The organism is uncultured Agrobacterium sp., from assembly GCF_913777885.1.
GTDB lineage: Bacteria > Pseudomonadota > Alphaproteobacteria > Rhizobiales > Rhizobiaceae > Agrobacterium.
On the sequence record NZ_CAJYTV010000011.1, the window covers coordinates 374,914 to 393,507 of the forward strand.

Sequence of the window (18,594 nt, forward strand, 5' to 3'; positions counted from 1 at the left end):
ATAATGGTCTGATCGGCTCACGCGACAGGAAATGGAATACCAAATGACGCATCATGAAGGTGGAGAACAGCAAGAGCAATCAGACCAGCCGCCACCGCGTCAGAAACAACCGGTCTTCAACCTTCCCTTTATCTTGGTGGCTGTGTTGGGGTTCATGATCGCCCTTCAGGCCGGTTCGACCTATCTGATGTCGGACGAGATGTATGGTCAGTTCCTCTTTACTTTCGGCTTCATACCCGCGCGCTACACCGTTCCGCTGTCACAACAGGGGCTTGAGTGGCTATGGACGCCACTGACTTATTCCTTTCTCCATGGTGGCGTAGAGCACATCCTGTTCAACGGACTGTGGCTTATGGCGTTTGGAGCACCTGTTGCACGCCGTATCGGTACAGCACAGTTTGCGGTGTTCTGGGTGGTTTCGGCGGCGATGTCCGCCTTCGGTCATGCCGCGCTCGACTGGGGAAGCGTCACTGTTCTCATCGGTGCCTCCGGCGTCGTTTCGGCACTTATGGGAGCTGCCTGCCGCTTCGCCTTCCCGCCGCGTGGACAGCGCTACCACCCGGCCTTCGGGCACACGTTGCCGCGCCAGGGCATCGTTGAGGCTCTATCCAACCGCACAGTTCTCATCTTCACGGTCATGTGGCTGGCCGGTAACATTATCGTCGCTTTCGGTGTTCCTCTTTTTGGCGATGTTGGTGGCGCGGTAGCCTGGGACGCACACATATTCGGCTTCTTCTTCGGCTTCCTCTTCTTCGCGCTGTTTGATCGCAAGCCGGTCGATTTATAGTCTGCTCCATCGATTGAAACGGTCTGAATGGTTTCGAATCTTTATGGGCGAACGGAGGCTATAAGATTTCAAAAGGCTGTTGCTTTCCCCTCTCAGGCAGAGCAAAAATTCATTGACGGTGGTTCGCGTTCGGGAGGAGACTGGGCAGGGACAACCGGCAGCAATGAAAAAGGGAGGTATGCATGCCGATATTTGTCAAAGAAATTCTGGATCTCAAAGGACGAGAGGTCGTCACGGTCGACCCGGATATGACGCTGGCCGATGCTGCCGTGACGCTTTATGAGCATCGTATCGGAGCCGTGGTGGTGACGGATTATAATGGCGCAGTTCTTGGTATTTTCACCGAACGCGATCTGGTTCGCGCTGTCGCCGCCAAAGCTTCCGCCGCCCTGGAGACGCGTGTTGCCGACGTGATGACCAAGAACGTCACACGCTGCACGGAGGAAACAACCACCGATGATCTGATGGAAACGATGACGGGCGGCAGGTTCCGTCACCTGCCTGTTGAAGCCGATGGTCGTCTGGCCGGAATCATATCTATCGGTGACGTGGTCAAGGCGCGCATCGGTGAGATCGAAACCGAAGCGGCGCACATCAAGGCCTATATTGCCGGCTGATCAACGCATGAAAATATGAGGCAGGCCGCTGGGTCTGCCTTTTGCTTCATGGTTGGAATACCTGTTGCATGCGCTTCATTTCAGGAATTCTGGAGCGTGTTTCCTCATAGCCTTGATCGATGGCTTCCGCAGCGCGATGGAATTCCGAAAGGCCGATATGGCTGATGCGCGGATGAAGGGTCAGGTCCGGCGGATCGCCAGCAAGCCGTGCGCGCGAAATCCGGTCCTGAATGATATTGAACGCCTGAACCATAACACCGGGAAGCCCTATTCTTGACGTCGCGGCAGTGGGTGTTGGGCTTTCGCTTCGATCGTGTTCGGAACCAGCGCCGTGCTTCACGACCGCAGAGCGACCGAAAATATCGTAGTTGAGGTTGACCGCCACCACGAGAGCCTGCTCATAGGCGCGGCAGACCGATACGGGGACAGGATTGACCAGGGCGCCATCGATCAACGTCCTGCCATTGCAGCGTACCGGCTCGAATATGCCGGGCAGAGCATAGGATGAGCGAAGCGCGGTGATCAGGTTGCCTTGGTGAACCCACACTTCGTGGCCGGTGCGTAATTCCGTTGCGACGGCAATAAAAGGATGTTCGAGATCCTCGATATTGAGGCCCTCGAGATGCTCCTGCATCCGCTTGGTCAGGCGCATACCGCCAAACAGGCCGCTCCCGCCGATCGTGAGGTCCAACAAGCCGGCGATGCGCCTCATGGTGAGAGAACGCGCAAATTCCTCAAGTTCGTTCAGCTTTCCGGCGAGATAGCAACCACCGACGAGCGCCCCGATCGACGTGCCTGCAATCATCCCGATCTTGACGCCGGCTTCATCAAGCGCACGAAGCACGCCGATATGCGCCCATCCGCGTGCTGCGCCTCCGCCAAGCGCAAGCGCAATGCGGTTGGGCGGTAATGCTGGCTTTGGTTTCGGCGCGAGTTTCTCCAGGGTATCGAGCGTGTTCGCGGACGACGAATTGTCGCGGTTTATTCCCCATCCAAGCATTCGATCTCTCCCAATAGCATCTCCCGCGGAAACCACAGTTTCCCGTGGTTTTCTCCGATCATCGCAGCAAAGAGCAAAGAAATCGAAAAGATTCCGGCCTTTATGAGGACGGTGTGGAGGACCCGTAGGTGGCTTCCGGATCGAAGTGCCGCTCATCGTCGATTACGGTCGTGATCGCGGTTCCGTTTTCCAGCGTCACGGTACGGTAGAAGCAGGAGCGGCGCCCGGTATGGCAAGTAGCATCATGGCCGGCAACGGATACTTTCAGCCAGACAGCATCTTGATCGCAATCGGTGCGAAACTCGCGAACAGTCTGGAGATTGCCAGAGGTTTCTCCCTTCTTCCAGATCTTGTTTCGCGAGCGACTGTAGTAATGCGCGATACCGGTTTCCAGCGTCAGCTTCAGCGCCTCCGCGTTCATGTACGCCACCATCAGCAGTTCACCGTCTTTGACGTCGGTGACCACCGCAGTTACAAGCCCGTTCGCGTCGAACTTCGGAGAGAACGGCCCGGATGCTTCCAGCGCCGTCTTGTCGGATGGCGCCGAGGGGAAAATGGCTGACATGACTTACCCTGTTTACCGGGCGTCAATCGACTTATCGATTGCGCACCATGGACATGAAACGGGCCTGCTCTGCAGGGTCCTTCTTGAATGCACCGGTGAAGCTCGTCGTCAATGTCGTGGAGCCTTGCTTTTGCACACCGCGCATGGACATGCACATATGCTCCGCGTCGATCATCACGGCAACGCCGCGTGGCTTCAGCGTGGTTTCAATGGCAGATGCGATCTGCGCCGTCATGGTTTCCTGGGTCTGCAGCCGGCGGCCGAAAACCTCCACCACGCGAGCGATTTTGGACAGGCCGAGGACGCGGCCATTCGGCAGGTAGGCTACATGCGCCTTGCCGATGATCGGCACCATGTGATGTTCGCAGTGCGAGAAGAACGGAATGTCGCGCACGATAATGATGTCGTCATATCCGCCGACTTCCTCGAAGAATGTGCCAAGCACGTCCTTTGCATCGATATCATACCCGGAGAAGAGTTCGCGATAAGCCTTGGCGACGCGCTTAGGTGTGTCCAGCAAGCCCTCGCGATCGGGATTGTCGCCTGCCCAGCGCAGCAGAACCCTCACGGCATCCTCGGCGTCTTCCTGGGTAGGGCGATTCTTCGTCTCATCGTCTGTCGCATCAGCGCCAGGAAATTTCTTCACGATTGCATCCATTTTTGATCTCCCGGTGAGGGTCAAGGCCACACCTGAACGCATATTGCAGCGACATTTTCATGTCAGGTAGCTGCTATCTGGTTGTTTTTCCATTTTTTGGCAAGAGTTTCTGCCACACGCCACCATTATTTCATCGTCGCTTGATGTATGGTGAATGAGTTAACATATTACGCCTGGCATGGGCTGCAAAGCTTTTCCCATAGCGACACATCGTTTAGTAAATGAATGGCATCGGTCCCATCATTCCGGGGCATTCACTTGGATCTTCGATAATGGATGACATTTACAACAACCGCATCCTTGACTTTGCCGGCAATATTCCGCTCACCGGAGCGATGCCGGATGCGCAGGTGCAAGCACAGAAACAATCCAAATTGTGCGGGTCCAAAGTTAAGGTCTATCTGAAGATGGACGGCGATATTGTTTCGGCCTTTTCTCACGAGGTGCGCGCGTGTGCCTTGGGGCAGGCATCATCTTCGATCATGGCGCATCATGTGATCGGTGCAACCAGCGGTGAAATCCGCAAGGCGCGCCAGGACATGATCGACATGCTGACTGCGGGCGGCGAGGGGCCATCGGGTCGCTTCGAAGATATGAGAGTGCTGAAGCCCGTCAAAGATTATAAGGCTCGCCACGCCTCGACGATACTCACCTTCGAGGCGATTTGCGACTGCCTGGACCAGCTGGAGGCTGAAAAGTCTCTGTCCGAAGCGAGTTGATCTGATGTGTGGACAACCGGGTTGTCACGATAAACCGCGCAAATCTCCAAACCGCTCTCGGAATTGGAATGGACCATTTGCGAAGACGCCCGGCAGGCTGTTTGGCATGGGATTCATCCGGCTCTATCAACTGACGCTCTCCGGCTTCATCGGAAACTCCTGCCGTCACCTTCCGACATGTTCCGAATATGGATATGAAGCGATCGCCCGCCACGGATTATGGTCTGGAGGGTGGCTGAGCTTGTTTCGCGTCGCACGGTGTGGACCGGGTGGAACGACGGGATACAATGCTGTGCCAGATAGCCTTCGATCTGTCCGTTTTTGGCAGCTTTGGAGGCTCTGGACTGTCGGAAAACACGAAGGTTGATGCTGGTTCATGACGGTACCACAGGAATACATTAGTGCATCCCGAGATTTTGAAGCTGCGCTTGTCGATGTTCGCGACAGAGCCATGCTCAGCACGACGCATCGTGCCTTCACGACGCTTGAGGCGGTGCTTCGTGTGTTCCGGCGACGTCTGACGCCGGATCAGAGTTTGGCGTTTGCTGGGTTGCTAAAGCCGGGCCTGCGGGCACTTTTCGTCGCTGACTGGACGATGGGCGAGCCAGCCGTTCCTTTCGATACGAGGCTCAGACTGCAAGAGGAGGTCATGTTCTTCAGGCGAGACCATAATCTTTCGCCAGACACGGCTATTCAAGATGTTACGCAAGCGTTGCGTCTTCACATGGGCGAGGAGAAGTTGAAGAGCTTTCTCAAATCCGTTTCTTCTGATGCACTGTCTTTCTGGGGTTTTTCGACCGAAATCGAATAGACTTTACTGAATAGGCAAATTTCAGTATCCACGCGCTGCATTGTCAGTCGTTTCGGCTGACCAATATCCCACCCGCATTCGTTGGCGGGACTGGACAGGAGAATTAAAGTGTCAGACGCCGTTTCCCTTACATTTCCGGATGGCTCCGTTCGTCAGTACCCCGCGGGTACAACCGGACGTGACGTCGCCGAATCCATTTCCAAGTCGCTCGCAAAGAAAGCCATCGCCATTGCGCTGGACGGTGAATTGCGCGACCTGTCCGATACGATTGCCGATGGCGCAATCGAGATTGTCACCCGCGACGACAAGCGGGCGCTTGAACTCATTCGTCACGATGCCGCTCACGTCATGGCGGAAGCCGTGCAGGAATTGTGGCCCGGTACCCAAGTAACGATCGGCCCCGTCATCGAAAACGGTTTCTATTACGACTTCGCCAAGAACGAGCCTTTCACGCCGGACGATCTGCCCAAGATCGAAAAGAAGATGAAAGAGATCATAGGCCGGTCGAAGCCCTTCACTCGCGAGATCTGGTCGCGCGAGAAGGCAAAGGAAGTCTTTGCCGCAAAGGGAGAAAACTACAAGGTCGAGCTTGTCGATGCGATCCCCGAGGGTCAGGATCTCAAGATCTATTATCAGGGTGACTGGTTCGACCTTTGCCGTGGTCCGCATATGGCCAACACCGGTCAGATCGGTACGGCCTTCAAGCTGATGAAGGTCGCGGGTGCCTATTGGCGTGGTGACAGCAACAATCCGATGCTGACGCGCATTTACGGCACCGCCTGGGCAACACAGGAACAGTTGGACCAGTATCTACATATTCTGGCGGAAGCCGAAAAACGCGACCATCGCCGCCTAGGACGTGAAATGGATCTGTTCCATTTCCAGGAAGAAGGTCCAGGCGTGGTGTTCTGGCATGGCAAGGGCTGGCGCATGTTCCAGACACTGACCAGCTACATGCGCCGTAACCTTGAGGGAACCTATCAGGAAGTGAACGCACCGCAGGTGCTGGACGCCTCGCTGTGGGAAACCTCCGGTCACTGGGGCTGGTACCAGGAAAACATGTTCGCGGTGAAATCCGCCTACGCGTTTACCCATCCCGATGACAAGGAAGCGGACAACCGCGTCTTTGCTCTTAAGCCGATGAACTGCCCTGGCCACGTCCAGATCTTCAAGCATGGGTTGAAGTCTTATAGAGAACTACCTGTCCGTCTTGCGGAATTCGGTACTGTACACCGCTACGAGGCATCGGGTGCCCTTCACGGCCTGATGCGCGTTCGCGGCTTTACCCAGGACGACGCCCACGTCTTTTGCACCGAAGAGCAGATGGCGGCTGAGTGCTTGCGCATCAACGATCTGATTCTCTCGGTCTATCAGGATTTCGGTTTTGAGGAGATCGTCGTCAAGCTCTCAACCCGTCCTGAAAAACGCGTTGGTTCCGATGATCTTTGGGATCGCGCCGAAAGCGTGATGACGGACGTTTTGAAGACCATCGAGGAGCAATCCGGCGGGCGCATCAAGACCGGCATTCTTCCGGGCGAGGGCGCGTTCTACGGTCCGAAATTCGAATATACGTTGAAGGACGCTATCGGCCGCGAATGGCAGTGTGGCACGACCCAGGTCGACTTCAACCTGCCGGAACGTTTCGGTGCCTTCTATATCGATCAGGCGTCCGAAAAGCGCCAGCCGGTGATGATCCATCGTGCCATCTGTGGCTCGATGGAGCGTTTCCTCGGCATCCTGATCGAGAACTTTGCTGGTCACATGCCGCTGTGGTTCGCACCGCTCCAGGTGGTTGTCGCCACCATTACGTCTGACGCCGACGATTACGGTCGCGAAGTCGCTGAAGCCTTGCGCGAAGCGGGCCTTTCGGTCGAAACGGATTTCCGCAACGAGAAGATCAACTACAAGATCCGCGAACATTCGGTCACCAAGGTTCCTGTCATTGTCGTTTGCGGCAAGAAGGAAGCCGAAGAGCGTACAGTCAATATTCGTCGTTTGGGTTCACAGGCTCAGACGTCGTTTTCGCTTGAGGATGCGATCGCCAATCTGATGGATGAGGCAACACCGCCTGACGTCAAGCGCAAGCGTGCGGCAAAGACCAGAGCGATATAAAGAAACTGAAAACGGCGCCTCAGGGCGCCGTTTTCATATATAGTCTCGCGGGGGTGTTCGATCATCGATCGATGCGGGCGCTTCCTCTTGGACGCTACTCGAAATCGCCTGTCGCATCTTCCGTCGTCTGATCCTTCATCAGCACTTCTACGTCGGAATCCTGACCGGCCTTCACCGAAAAATTGCGCTGGTAGACCTTGTCCTTATTGCGGGCGATTGCAGTGTATTCGCCGTCGGCGAGAACCATGGTGGAAAAGGCGCTGACGCTTTCATTGACCACGTCTCCGGCACCCGTCAGGACGGACCAGGCCGTATCGGCAATGGCTTCGCCGCCATGCTCCGAGACGAGCTTGAGCGTTATCTGGGCCGCATGATGTTGCAACGTCGCTTCGGTCAGCTTGCCGGCCTCAACCTGAATGTCGGCGCGCACCACCGCATTCACCGAGCCATATTCGGAAACGACGTGGTAGGTGCCTGCATTGAGGCGAACAATCGTGTTTGGCTTCACATCCGTCATCACCAGCTTCCGCTCTCCGTTCTCGGAGGCTTCGGACGCGTAGATGGAAAACTTCAGCTGATTGGCGGAAATGTTCTTGTCGTTGCCCGCAACAGCATTCAATACGAAGCCACCAGCATCGAGAATAAGAACCTGCTTGTCGATCTTGCCGTTCTCCGGAACGCTGAGCTTCTTGGTCACGCCAGCGCGACCGAAGGCGACATTGACGAAGTAATCACCGGGCTCAAGGTGAAATTCGGCTGAGCCGCCGTCCGAGCTTGCAAGCATAGGCAATTTGCCATCGGGTCCCGGAATAGGGCTGAACACGCGCCAGGCAAGTCCCTCCATCATCGGCTCGCCCTGCTGGGTCAGCTTTGCTTCCAAAAAGATGTCACGCGATTTCACCGCCTCCGGTTCCGAAGGGGAAGGAACGGAGAATGCATTCAGCTTTGGCATCTTTGGCGTGCCGCCGAGTTGCTTGAACTCCTTGAAGGCATCTTGAGAGATAGCAACGCCAGGAAGCGCAGCGGCCGCTGCCAGCGCGATGCACAGACCTGCTCCAATTTTGGTGAACGTCATTTCTCTCGACCGGATTGACTTCTTGTTTTTGTGGGACCACTTCAATCCGAACCGCAAGGCTATTTCAAGGCCTGTCTTTAGATTGCATGCGAATGGAACGGTGCGACCATGAAAACTGACATCAAGCTCATCGACTATCTGAACGTAAGGCGCTCGACGCCGGCGCCGCAATTGACCGAGCCAGGGCCAAGCCGCGAGGAACTCGAAGAGATTCTTCGTCTGACTGTCCGTGTTCCAGATCACGGCAAGATTGCACCCTGGCGATTCGTTGTTATTCGCGGTGACGAGCGGGAAAGGCTGGGCGAGGCGGCCCTTGCTTTGGCACTCAAGAAAAACCCTGAACTGAGTGTGGATTTCCAATCCGTTGAAAGAACACGTTTTACCAGAGCGCCGGTTGTAATCGCGGTCGTCAGTAAGGCTGGGCCACATGTGAAAATTCCCGAATGGGAGCAGATCATGTCGGCGGGTGCCGTCTGCCTCAACCTGCTCATGGCGGTAAACGCGCATGGATACGCCGCCAACTGGCTGACCGAATGGGTTTCGTATGATCCCGATTTTCTTCCCGAAATGGGCGTAGGTGAGGGGGAGAAAGTTGCCGGGTTGATCTATGTCGGATCGACGACATTCCCTCCTGTCGAACGACCGCGCCCGGACCTGAGCGATGTGGTCACCTGGGTCGGGGAAGCTTGATGTTCTATACGACGGACGTAAACCAGCACGGGATGGCACATGATCCTTTCAAAGCCATCGTCGCGCCGCGCCCGATCGGCTGGATTGGCTCGAAAGGAAGCGACGGTACGCTGAATCTATCGCCCTATTCGTTCTTCAACGCCATTTCGGACACGCCGAAACTGGTGGTGTTCTCGTCGAGCGGCCAGAAGGACAGTTTACGCAATGTCCGAGAAACCGGCGTTTTTACGGCTAGCCTCGTCAGTCGCCATCTCGTTGACAGGATGAATGCATCATCGGCCCCCGTTGATTATACGACCAACGAATTCGAGTTGGCCGGCCTCACCGCCCGCATGGGAGAGGTTGTGGATGCCCCCTTTGTCGCAGAAGCTCTGGCGGCGCTTGAGTGCCGTGTCACCCAGATCGTGCAGCCAAATGACGTCGAAGGTCAGCCGGTCAATTCCTGGGTGGTCTTCGGCCAGGTGATGGGCATTCATATCGATGAGGCGATCATCCAGGAAGGACGCATCGATATGTCGCTTGCGCGCCCTGTAGCCCGAATGGGCTATATGGATTATGCCGACGGGGGCTCCGACGTGTTCCAACTTGCTCGACCCGCGGCCTGAAAAATCCCAGACTTCATCATGGTTAAAGAACATGGTGAACCAATCGTAAACCTTTTCTCCCTAGGTTTTACCCATGGAAGTCAAAAGGCGGTTCGCTAACGAGTCGCCTTGAAATCCAAAGGGTCGTAGAAAACATTTCTTGGGGTGCAGGGGTGGTTGTAGAGGCATTTCTCAGCTGGACGGATAAAGCGCGCGCTGGAGACAGAGCAAAGGCTGCGAAGGCTCTGGGCGCGGCCTATGTCACTGGCACCATGCCAACTGAGAAGCGGGCAGGCGCCTATATGGCAATGTCCTATCTTCTGGATGATCCGTCGCCCAAAGTGCGTCAGGCGTTGGCAGAAGCTCTCTCATCGTTTGAAAATGCGCCACGTCCTATCGTAATCGCTCTGGCCGAAGATCAGGCGGAGGTCGCGTGTATGGTGATTCTCCATTCGCCTGTTCTAAGCGAGACCGATCTCGTCGATCTGATCGGCAGAGGCTCCTCCGTGACAAGATCCATGGTCGCCGCCCGCGCTGATCTTTCCCCCGGAGCGTGCGCAGCGCTTTCTGAAATCGGCGGTGCGTGCGAAGTTGCCATCATGCTCGAGAGCGGATCGGCACAGATGACGGCATTTTCCATCCGGCGTGTCTGTGACCGTTTCAAGGAAGACGAACAGATCCGTAATCTTCTGCTTGAGCGAGACGATCTGCCAGCGGATGTTCGCCATGCTCTTGTTCTTCAGGTGGGGGAGGCTTTGGTATCGGCTGGCATCATCACCCATGTCATCAGCGTCGCACGAGCTCGACAAATCATCCGAGATGCCACGGACGCAGCAATGACGCTGATTGCCGGCGATGCTCGCGGTCAGGATATTGGATCGCTGGTAGAGCACTTGCGCCAGCAAAGCCAGCTGACGCCTGCTTTTCTTCTTCAACTTCTCTGCACCGGAAAGCTCGATTTCTTTGCCGGGGCCATCTCCAACCTGTCTGGGCTCGAGGAGCGCCGCGTTCGCTCGATCCTCGCAACCGGAAGGCACCACGCGGTCAGGGCGCTGTTCCAGTCGAGCGGCCTGTCTGGCAGAACTCTCGATGTTTTCATCGAGGCGACGCATCTGTGGAGACAGGCTGCCGAAATGCCTTACGGCGGTGCGGTCCAGCAGGTCGCCACACGACTGCTTGAGAAATTTTCGCAATCCGAAAGCGATACGGTGCTCAGTGAAATGCTGGGTATGGTCGAAAAGCTGCAAATCGTCGATCAGCGCCAGAGAGCAAGATCCTTTGCGCAGGACATGATTGCCGAGGCCGCTTGATCGTTAGCCGATCGGTCGGGGGAGTGTTCGGCAGTGTTTGGTAGAGATCCGCCCCAAGCACTCCATCTATCTGGAAAGCCGTCTGGCGATCCAAGAATAGCTGTCCTCGACCATCCGTACCGGTTTGCCCAAAACTTCCTTTACGCCCTCTGTCGAAGGAAGGATCTTCTTGACGCGCCCAATGGCACGTTGGGCGAGGTTCTCTTCTTCCTGCGCATCACTGGGTTCGGCCGCCTGCGGGGCGTCCTGTCCGGTGGTTGCCTGCTGGACGGGAGCGTCCGGCATCTGGCAAACAGCAACGACAACCGGATACGCTACATTCGTAAACTGCCCGAGTTGCTTCTCCGAATCCGCATCGCAAAGCTCGATGCTCGTCCATCGCTGTTGCGGCGTTGCAATGTAGCGGCAATCCGACGCCGTATCGTCGCAGCCAAGAATTGTCATCAAGACCATGGCGGTTCGCATTTTGGTTTTCTCCTGCGCAAAGAGCTGTTCTATTCAGCGCGTCATTCACGAAGATTGCAGTCTTATTGTGATGACCATAACCTAGCGCGCTGTGAGTCCAACCCGGACGCACAAAGGCCGCCTTACATTTTTAAATCTACGCATGGGCTTTTCTGAAAATCGATTGCGACTTTCAGGCCGATGCTCAAGCCATAACGGAAATAGCATGCCTGTAGACATTAATCTGGAATCGCCGCGCCAGCCTGAAATCGCCCGCCTTATGGATCTGTCGAATGCCTATATGGCGTCGCTTTACCCGGCGGAGAGCAATCATCTTGTGGATCTCGAGGCTCTCGAACAGCCTAACGTATCCTTTCTAGTGGCGCGAAATGACGGCGAGATTGTCGGCTGCTGCGCGCTCGTGGAGGCAGGAAACGGCACGGCAGAGATCAAGCGGATGTTCGTCGATCCTGAGGCGCGCGGACTTCGCATCGGTAAGCTGATGATGAACGCTCTGGTCGAGAGGGCCCGTGAGTTGGAGCTTGAGGCAATCCGGCTCGAAACAGGTATCAGTCAACCGGAGGCAATTAGCCTCTATCGCAAGGCCGGGTTCATGGAGATAGAACCATTCCCGCCTTACAAGCCTGATCCGCTCAGCATGTTCATGGAGCTGAGGTTTTAAACCGAGCTGACCGACTTGCGCAGGGGAGCCGGTTCTTCCAGCTCCTCCTCATAGACATCATGAACGACCACTGGCTCGCTTGCCGAAATTTCTGCTTCGCGGACCCACTCGCGCCATACAGCCACCAGCAGCGCCATCAGCACAGGACCGATGAACAGGCCGAGAAAGCCCATGGTCTTGACACCGCCGACAAGGCCGAAAAAGGTCGGCAGGAACGGAAGCTTGATCGGACCGCCCACAAGCCGGGGGCGGATAGTCTTGTCGACGATAAAGAGCTCCACCGAGCCCCAGATGAAGAGCCCAATACCTGCCGCAGGAGAGCCGCTCGCCAGCAGATAGATGGACACCAGAGTGAACGACAGCGGCGCGCCGCCGGGGATCAACGCCATAACGCCCGTTAGGACGCCAAGAGTTACCGGCGAGGGGACGCCCGCAATCCAGTAGGCAATACCAAGGATGATACCTTCGCCGATGGCGATCAGGGTCATGCCCGTCACGGTCGAGCTGATCGTTGCAGGAACCACGCGTGAAATGCGCTCCCAGCGATTGGGCAGGATTCGTTCCCCAACGAGATCGACTTGGCGGGCAAATCCTTCCCCGTTGCGATAGACGAAGAAAAGCGCGATCAGCATGAAGAGGAGGGTGAGGACGAGGTGAAAGGCGCCGTTGCCTGCCGCGACGATGGCACGATAGATATTGCCAATATTGGCGCCGCTGACGAGCTGGATGACCTCTCCGATGGCGCCAGGCGTGCCGACGTAACGGGTCCATTGTTCACTGAACCATGGGCCGACGCCTGGAAGTGCCGCGATCCATTCAGGCACCGGAGCGCCTGTCTTATTGACCTCCACCGCCCAGCCGAACCATTCGCGTATTTCACCCGCCGTATAAGAAGCGGCGATGACAATCGGTACGATCAGAAAGGCGATGATCAGCAAAATGGCGATCGTCGCGCCGACAGTGGTGTTGCCTCCCACTCTGTTGAGCAATCGTCGATAGATCGGCCAGCTCGCAAAGCCAATGACGAGTGCGGCAAGCACGGGAACCAAAAAGCCGTAGAAAAAGTAGATGCCTGCTGCGACAGTCAGAAGCAGGAGCCATCGCGCCGCAGAAATGGACGGTACCAGCGCATTACGAGTGGGAGTGGCAGCACCCAGCCATCGTGTTTCTCCATCCGTATGATGATTGTCGGCTTTGTTCACTCTAGTCTCTTTCGCATTCCCAGTGCAGCAGGTCACACTGTCACAGGTAAGATGTGGGGTGCAATCTATTCCCCCGTTATTATGCTTTTATATCGTCGCAAAACATATTGAACGAATTTGGTAAAATTTGAGCAGCATGCTTGGACTTCTGACATGAATGTGAGAATGAACGAGCGCATTTACAACCGTAGAGGTTTACTGCTTCGTTCTGGACCTACCCATTATGCTGCGTCGATTCTTCGCCTACTATCGCCCCTATCGAGGGCTTTTCATTCTCGATTTTTCCTGTGCCGTTTTCTCAGGTCTTCTCGAACTCGGCTTTCCCATGGCGGTGAAGCTTTTTGTCGATGTCTTGCTGCCTGCTTCGAACTGGCCGGTGATCCTTGCAGCATCGTGCGGCCTGCTGCTCGTCTACGTCTTCAATACTGGCCTCATGGCGACTGTCACCTATTGGGGACATATGCTTGGCATCAATATCGAAACCGACATGCGCCGTGCAGCCTTCGATCACCTGCAGAAGCTTTCGTTCCGCTTTTTCGATAACCAGAAGACCGGTCATCTCGTCGGGCGCCTGACGAAAGACCTGGAAGAAATCGGCGAGGTTGCGCATCACGGACCGGAAGATCTCTTCATTGCGGTCATGACCTTTATCGGCGCCTTTCTGCTCATGCTTTCCGTCAATGTACCTCTGGCGTTGATCACGGCCGTCATCGTGCCTCTGACGGCATGGGTGACGAGCCGTTATGGCACACGCATGACGAACAATTTTCGCGCGCTTTACAGTCGTGTCGGCGCCTTCAACGCCCGCATTGAAGAAAATGTCGGGGGGATGCGCGTGGTCCAGGCCTTCGCCAATGAGAACCATGAGCGCGCGCTTTTTGAGAAGGACAATCAGCGCTACCGCCGTACCAAGCTGGATGCCTACAAGATCATGACGGCCAGCACTTCGCTGAGCTATATGAGCATGCGCCTGACACAGATGGTCATCATGATCTGCGGCGCCTGGCTGGTGTTGCAGGGCGATCTGACCAATGGCGGCTTCGTCAGCTTCCTTCTTTTGGTCAATGTCTTCTTTCGCCCGATCGAGAAGATCAACTCCGTCATAGAAACCTATCCCAAAGGTATTGCCGGCTTCCGCCGCTTCACCGAGCTTATCGATACCGAGCCGGACATTGCAGATGCGCCGGACGCGATTGAGGCTCCGTCTCTTCGGGGTGATATCGTCTATAATGACGTCAGCTTCGGCTACGCCGACGGCAAGCAGGTTCTGTCCCATATTGATCTGACGATCCGTGCCGGGGAAACGGTTGCCTTCGTCGGCCCATCGGGTGCGGGCAAGACGACCTTGTGCTCGCTTTTACCGCGCTTCTATGAGGTGACGGCAGGCGCAATCACCATCGATGGCATCGATATCCGCAAGATGACGCTTGCTTCCTTGCGGAGCCAGATCGGTATCGTCCAGCAAGATGTGTTCATGTTCGGCGGCACCGTTCGCGAGAATATAGAATATGGGCGTCTCGGTTCCAGCGACGAGGAAATCTGGGCAGCTGCGCAGCGGGCGCATCTGGATCAAGTGATCGACGCCATGCCCGACGGGATGGATACGGTGATTGGTGAGCGCGGCGTCAAGCTCTCGGGTGGACAAAAACAAAGGCTTGCGATTGCCCGCATGTTCCTGAAGAACCCGCCTATTCTCATTCTGGATGAAGCGACGTCCGCACTCGATACTGAAACAGAACGTGCGATACAGCAGTCGCTCGGAGAACTGGCGGAAGGACGCACGACGCTGATTATTGCCCATCGTCTTGCAACGATACGAGATGCGTCGCGTATCGTTGTGGTGGATACGAGCGGAATCGCTGAAAGCGGCAATCACCAGGAGCTTCTTGCGGCCAGGGGGCCTTACAGCCGTCTCTATGAGGCTCAGTTCGGCGCCGGTCTGATCGCATAGTCTGCTGAACGATCAATGCAGGACGATCGTCCTCACTCGGAAACTTTTTGCGATCTATGGGCCCTCATGCAAAGCAAAACGCTCAGCACGACGGAGACGATTGCGATGCTCTCCATCGTCGTCGGCCCGCGGTTTTCCCATAGGAAGCCGTAGAGAAGAGCGAACAAGGTCTCGAACAAAATCATCTGTCCCACCATGGTCAGTGGCAGAAGTCGGCTCATGCGGTTCCACAGCGCGTTGCCGAAGATGGAGGCCGAAATGCCGAGGCCGACCGCGACCATCGTGAATTGTGCCCAGTCAGATCCAGGATGGGCAATACCACCGAAAGCGAAGGCCGGTATGGCGAGAACGAGCGCGAGCCCTCCGGTGACGACGCCCGTCATCAAATTCCACTCATCAGCGCTGACGGCATGGAGACGGACGAGCCATCGCGCGTTGCCGACCGCAAAAGCCGTCCAGGATGCCAGTGCGCCGATGGCTGCTAACAACCCAATGATTTTGCGGGCATCGAGCGCAGTGCCGTCATGCATCAGCGACTGCCAGGAGATCCCGATGATACCGACTGCACCCAGCAAGAGCGATGGCCAAAGGCGCTTCAGCGAGACTGCGCCGTGATCCATACTGCCGATGATGGTGACCGCCACAGGCAGAAAGCCGATAATGATCGATGTGAAGGCGACTCCACTCAGTTGAACAGCGGTGGAGATGAAAACGTAGTAGAGCAGGTTACCGACGAGACTGAGCCAAAGCAGGGCGGTCCATTCTGCTCGACCGAACTGCGCGGAGACGCGTTTGATCCTCGGCGCGATCAGCCCAAGCGCAATTATGCCATAGGTGAGATAGCGCGCAGTCGAGAGTTGTAGCGGTGTGAAACCTACCGGGATGAGCTTCGGTGCAAGAAAAATCCCACCCCATAGCGCTCCCGCAAGCATTCCGTAAAATAGCCCCAAGCCTGTCTTGTTCATGCCATGCCCTCGCATTGATGGCGAGCGGTGTGCCATGGGCGCTGGAGACTGTCTTGACATAAACTCCTGAACGTCAGGAATTCATGGTGCGCCGATAGGCGGCAGGTGTGGTGCCGAGCAATTTTTTCATGGCTCTGGTCAGCGCGGTCTGGTCGGAAAACCCCGCTCGCGCTGCTATCTCTGCAATCGGCAGGCTGGAGCTGGAGAGAAGGGCACAGATCTTTTTCATGCGCGACTGCGAAAGCAGTGCATGCGGCGTTGCCTCGAAGTATTCGAGAAACAGCGCATGGAGACGGCTGGCACTCAGTTCTACCTGTGACGCCATCTGTTCGACCGTCCAGTTTTGGAAAGGGTCGATCTCGATCAGCGCTTTCAGCGTCAGCAGGCGAGCGCCAACGTCCATCCGCTCATCGGTAAAGCTGCCGACCAGAAGTTCGGCCCACAGCCTCGTTGCGGAGCGATCATATTCTCCATCATGAATAGATCGCCGCATATGGCGCGCCACTGATGCTGAACGGCTCGTCAGATCGATGAATGGCTTGTTGCTGAACTTTGCAAGCGTCGCTTCCGGGACGTAACATTCGTTCAGATCGACGATAAGCGATCTGTTATTGTCAGAAGTGACGATGCTGTGTTTGACGTTGCCATTGATCAGTACAGCCCTGGAAGGCGAAAGCCGCTGCTGCAGACCGCCGACATCGATGTCCATCGAGCCAGATAGTGGCACGACTATCTGTACGAAGGCGTGGCGCTCCTCAGGCCATTCTTTCGAATAGGAGCGAAGATCGACGGATGCGGCTTGCATGGACTTCCTCCCCCCTCAAACACGAAAGTGGCCTCGAGGCCACTTTCTAACACGATGCTTCGACGACAGAAACAGGTGCTCAGGCTCCGGCTTCCTGCTTGACCGTCGATTCGCCGCGTTTGCGCTTGCGCAGAACCGGTTTGTTTTCCCGCGCCTCGCATTTCGCCACATCGATAAGGTAAGCCAGTACAGGCATGCTGTTCATCGAAGCGAGTTGCTTTGCGGATTCGAGAAGGTTGATGATGTTGGAGAAGTCGTCCATCGTGTCTCTCGGCTGGACCGATAGGTCCGTTTGTGGTTGGAAAACGCGCCAGACACGAAACCGCGCCAAATTGGAAGTTTGGCTCGGTTGCATCTCATGGCTGCAAACAATGTTCTAATTTAATAGCAATCCGCCCAGTAGGGTTGCAATAGCGATTTTCTAAGAACAGCTATGCAGGGGTGATGAGGATGATCATCGTCAACGACACAAGAGAGGCCGCCCAAATCATCAAAGCCTCCCGCCGTCTTCTCGTCATGGGGTGCTCCGGCAACGGCAAGAGCACGCTGAGCCGCCACCTCTCTGGTCACCTTGGACTGCCACATATCTCGTGCGATCGTGATATTTTCTGGCTCTCTGGCTGGAAGCTGAGACCAAGGCCGAAAATTGCCGAGCGCATGTCTGCATTCGTCGCTGGAGATCGTTGGATCATCGATGGCAACAGCCCCGGCACCTTGCCTCTTCGTCTTCCGCGAGCGGACGCCGTGATATGGTTGCGCTTCCCCCGTCTGGTATCTCTGACCAGCGTTGTGAAGCGCTGGCTCCGTTACCGCGGCAAGGTACGCCCGGAAATGGCCGAAGGCTGTCCGGAGAAAATTGATGCAAAGTTTCTGTCCTACATCTGGAACTTCGAAAGGGCCGAATCGCCAGAAATCGTTCGCCACCTTGAAGCTGCGCGCAGAGATTTACCGGTTATTGTTCTGAAGAGCTACCGGGAGACAAATCGCTTCTTGAGTGATCTGGACTTGGAAATCGGCATGACGCAGGAGGGTTAGGGGGCAAAGGTGCCAAACTATATCAATGATGTCGTCAGTGCGGCGAGCTTGTTGCGACGCGCATCCCGCGTGCTGGTTGTCGGGTCGTCGGGTGCAGGAAAGACCACTCTGTCGCGGGCAGTGGTCCGGATTCTTGGGGGCGAGTATTTCTCGATCGATCGCGATGTCCGCTGGCTGCCGAATTGGAGGCAACGCGATCAATCTGAGCAATATCGCATCATAACCCATATAGTCGCACGCGACCGCTGGGTGCTGGACGGGAGCAATCCCTCGACTTTCGATGTCCGCTTGCCGAGAACGGACATCGTGATCTGGATGCGTCTGCCACGTATGATCTGCCTCGCAGGCGTCGCCCGGCGCGTCATGCGCAACTATGGACGAGTGCGGTCGGATATGGCGGAAGGTTGTCCAGAACCATTGCCGAACCTTGAGTTCCTGACCTACATCTGGACATTCGAAAAACGCCACGCGCCGATCTTCGAACGCAATTTCGACCTCTACGGTCCTCAAGTGCCAATATTTCAGGTAAAATCGCGAGGCGAAGCGCGCCGCCTCCTTGATCTTACGAGGACTGCACCTTAA

22 protein-coding genes are annotated in these 18,594 nt (G+C 56.1%); 13 read left to right on the forward strand and 9 right to left on the reverse strand.

The features are described from left to right. The first annotated feature begins 43 nt into the window (after window positions 1-43). Both QZ869_RS10335 and QZ869_RS10340 read left to right on the forward strand, forming a co-directional pair. Entirely contained in the window at window positions 44-787 is a 744-nt protein-coding gene (locus QZ869_RS10335) for a rhomboid family intramembrane serine protease (RefSeq protein ID WP_296104379.1), read from the forward strand. A gap of 182 nt (window positions 788-969) precedes the next feature. Next, a complete protein-coding gene (locus tag QZ869_RS10340) occupies window positions 970-1,404 on the forward strand; it encodes a CBS domain-containing protein (protein WP_296016473.1) in 435 nt (144 codons plus the stop codon). Window positions 1,405-1,450: 46 nt separating this feature from the next. Here the strand turns inward: QZ869_RS10340 and QZ869_RS10345 are convergent, their stop codons facing one another. From QZ869_RS10345 to folE, 3 genes are all read right to left on the reverse strand, one after another. Continuing rightward, on the reverse strand, window positions 1,451-2,404 hold the full coding sequence (locus tag QZ869_RS10345) for a patatin-like phospholipase family protein (protein WP_296036632.1): 954 nt from the start codon (window positions 2,402-2,404) through the stop codon (window positions 1,451-1,453). 100 nt (window positions 2,405-2,504) lie between these two features. Continuing rightward, entirely contained in the window at window positions 2,505-2,969 is a 465-nt protein-coding gene (gene hisI, locus QZ869_RS10350; protein ID WP_296104382.1) for a phosphoribosyl-AMP cyclohydrolase, read from the reverse strand. A gap of 31 nt (window positions 2,970-3,000) precedes the next feature. Next, entirely contained in the window at window positions 3,001-3,627 is a 627-nt protein-coding gene (folE, locus tag QZ869_RS10355) for a GTP cyclohydrolase I FolE (RefSeq protein WP_296104385.1), read from the reverse strand. A gap of 272 nt (window positions 3,628-3,899) precedes the next feature. On the opposite strand from folE, the gene QZ869_RS10360 reads away from it, so the two are divergent. The 4 genes from QZ869_RS10360 (at window position 3,900) to thrS (ending at window position 7,269) form a co-directional block, all read left to right on the forward strand. Continuing rightward, window positions 3,900-4,346 carry an iron-sulfur cluster assembly scaffold protein gene (locus QZ869_RS10360; protein ID WP_296104387.1) on the forward strand — a complete coding sequence of 149 codons (447 nt, stop codon included), beginning with the start codon at window positions 3,900-3,902 and terminating at the stop codon, window positions 4,344-4,346. Between the two features lie 4 nt (window positions 4,347-4,350). Continuing rightward, on the forward strand, window positions 4,351-4,713 hold the full coding sequence (gene yidD, locus QZ869_RS10365) for a membrane protein insertion efficiency factor YidD (protein WP_296104389.1): 363 nt from the start codon (window positions 4,351-4,353) through the stop codon (window positions 4,711-4,713). Window positions 4,714-4,722: 9 nt separating this feature from the next. Continuing rightward, window positions 4,723-5,157 (forward strand): DUF2267 domain-containing protein, encoded by a 435-nt coding sequence (locus QZ869_RS10370; protein WP_296016458.1) that lies wholly within the window; start codon window positions 4,723-4,725, stop codon window positions 5,155-5,157. 108 nt (window positions 5,158-5,265) lie between these two features. Further along, the gene (thrS, locus tag QZ869_RS10375) at window positions 5,266-7,269 is read left to right on the forward strand and encodes a threonine--tRNA ligase (protein ID WP_296016456.1); all 2,004 of its coding nucleotides are present in this window, start codon (window positions 5,266-5,268) and stop codon (window positions 7,267-7,269) included. Between the two features lie 94 nt (window positions 7,270-7,363). On the opposite strand, the gene QZ869_RS10380 is transcribed toward thrS, so the two are convergent. Beyond that, complete coding sequence (locus QZ869_RS10380; RefSeq protein ID WP_296016454.1) at window positions 7,364-8,344, reverse strand: hypothetical protein; 981 nt, start codon at window positions 8,342-8,344, stop codon at window positions 7,364-7,366. A gap of 108 nt (window positions 8,345-8,452) precedes the next feature. Between QZ869_RS10380 and QZ869_RS10385 the strand changes: the two genes are divergently transcribed. The 3 genes from QZ869_RS10385 (at window position 8,453) to QZ869_RS10395 (ending at window position 10,928) form a co-directional block, all read left to right on the forward strand. After that, entirely contained in the window at window positions 8,453-9,034 is a 582-nt protein-coding gene (locus QZ869_RS10385; RefSeq protein WP_296100476.1) for a nitroreductase, read from the forward strand. Further along, window positions 9,034-9,639 carry a flavin reductase family protein gene (locus QZ869_RS10390; protein ID WP_296104392.1) on the forward strand — a complete coding sequence of 202 codons (606 nt, stop codon included), beginning with the start codon at window positions 9,034-9,036 and terminating at the stop codon, window positions 9,637-9,639. Before QZ869_RS10385 ends, QZ869_RS10390 begins: the two co-directional genes overlap by 1 nt. Before the next feature lie 152 nt (window positions 9,640-9,791). Further along, entirely contained in the window at window positions 9,792-10,928 is a 1,137-nt protein-coding gene (locus QZ869_RS10395) for a DUF2336 domain-containing protein (protein WP_296104395.1), read from the forward strand. Between the two features lie 66 nt (window positions 10,929-10,994). Here QZ869_RS10395 and QZ869_RS10400 read toward each other — a convergent pair whose 3' ends face one another. Further along, on the reverse strand, window positions 10,995-11,393 hold the full coding sequence (locus QZ869_RS10400) for a hypothetical protein (RefSeq protein WP_296077195.1): 399 nt from the start codon (window positions 11,391-11,393) through the stop codon (window positions 10,995-10,997). Window positions 11,394-11,598: 205 nt separating this feature from the next. Between QZ869_RS10400 and QZ869_RS10405 the strand changes: the two genes are divergently transcribed. Continuing rightward, entirely contained in the window at window positions 11,599-12,054 is a 456-nt protein-coding gene (locus QZ869_RS10405) for a GNAT family N-acetyltransferase (protein WP_296036614.1), read from the forward strand. Here QZ869_RS10405 and QZ869_RS10410 read toward each other — a convergent pair. Further along, window positions 12,051-13,256, reverse strand: coding sequence for an AI-2E family transporter (locus tag QZ869_RS10410; protein ID WP_296077187.1), 1,206 nt, complete (start codon window positions 13,254-13,256; stop codon window positions 12,051-12,053). The genes QZ869_RS10405 and QZ869_RS10410 overlap by 4 nt on opposite strands. A gap of 223 nt (window positions 13,257-13,479) precedes the next feature. On the opposite strand from QZ869_RS10410, the gene QZ869_RS10415 reads away from it, so the two are divergent. After that, complete coding sequence (locus QZ869_RS10415; protein ID WP_296081276.1) at window positions 13,480-15,207, forward strand: ABC transporter ATP-binding protein; 1,728 nt, start codon at window positions 13,480-13,482, stop codon at window positions 15,205-15,207. A gap of 32 nt (window positions 15,208-15,239) precedes the next feature. On the opposite strand, the gene QZ869_RS10420 is transcribed toward QZ869_RS10415, so the two are convergent. The 3 genes from QZ869_RS10420 to QZ869_RS10430 all read right to left on the reverse strand — a co-directional run bounded on the left by QZ869_RS10420 (window position 15,240) and on the right by QZ869_RS10430 (window position 17,239). Further along, window positions 15,240-16,172, reverse strand: coding sequence for a DMT family transporter (locus QZ869_RS10420; RefSeq protein ID WP_296081277.1), 933 nt, complete (start codon window positions 16,170-16,172; stop codon window positions 15,240-15,242). A gap of 73 nt (window positions 16,173-16,245) precedes the next feature. Beyond that, entirely contained in the window at window positions 16,246-16,977 is a 732-nt protein-coding gene (locus QZ869_RS10425) for an AraC family transcriptional regulator (protein WP_296104398.1), read from the reverse strand. 79 nt (window positions 16,978-17,056) lie between these two features. Then, complete coding sequence (locus QZ869_RS10430) at window positions 17,057-17,239, reverse strand: hypothetical protein (protein ID WP_296016431.1); 183 nt, start codon at window positions 17,237-17,239, stop codon at window positions 17,057-17,059. A gap of 188 nt (window positions 17,240-17,427) precedes the next feature. Here QZ869_RS10430 and QZ869_RS10435 point away from each other — a divergent pair, with 188 nt between their 5' ends. Next, entirely contained in the window at window positions 17,428-18,012 is a 585-nt protein-coding gene (locus tag QZ869_RS10435; RefSeq protein ID WP_296104401.1) for an AAA family ATPase, read from the forward strand. A gap of 9 nt (window positions 18,013-18,021) precedes the next feature. Next, window positions 18,022-18,594: an AAA family ATPase gene (locus tag QZ869_RS10440; RefSeq protein ID WP_296016428.1), complete on the forward strand. Its 573-nt coding sequence runs from the start codon at window positions 18,022-18,024 to the stop codon at window positions 18,592-18,594.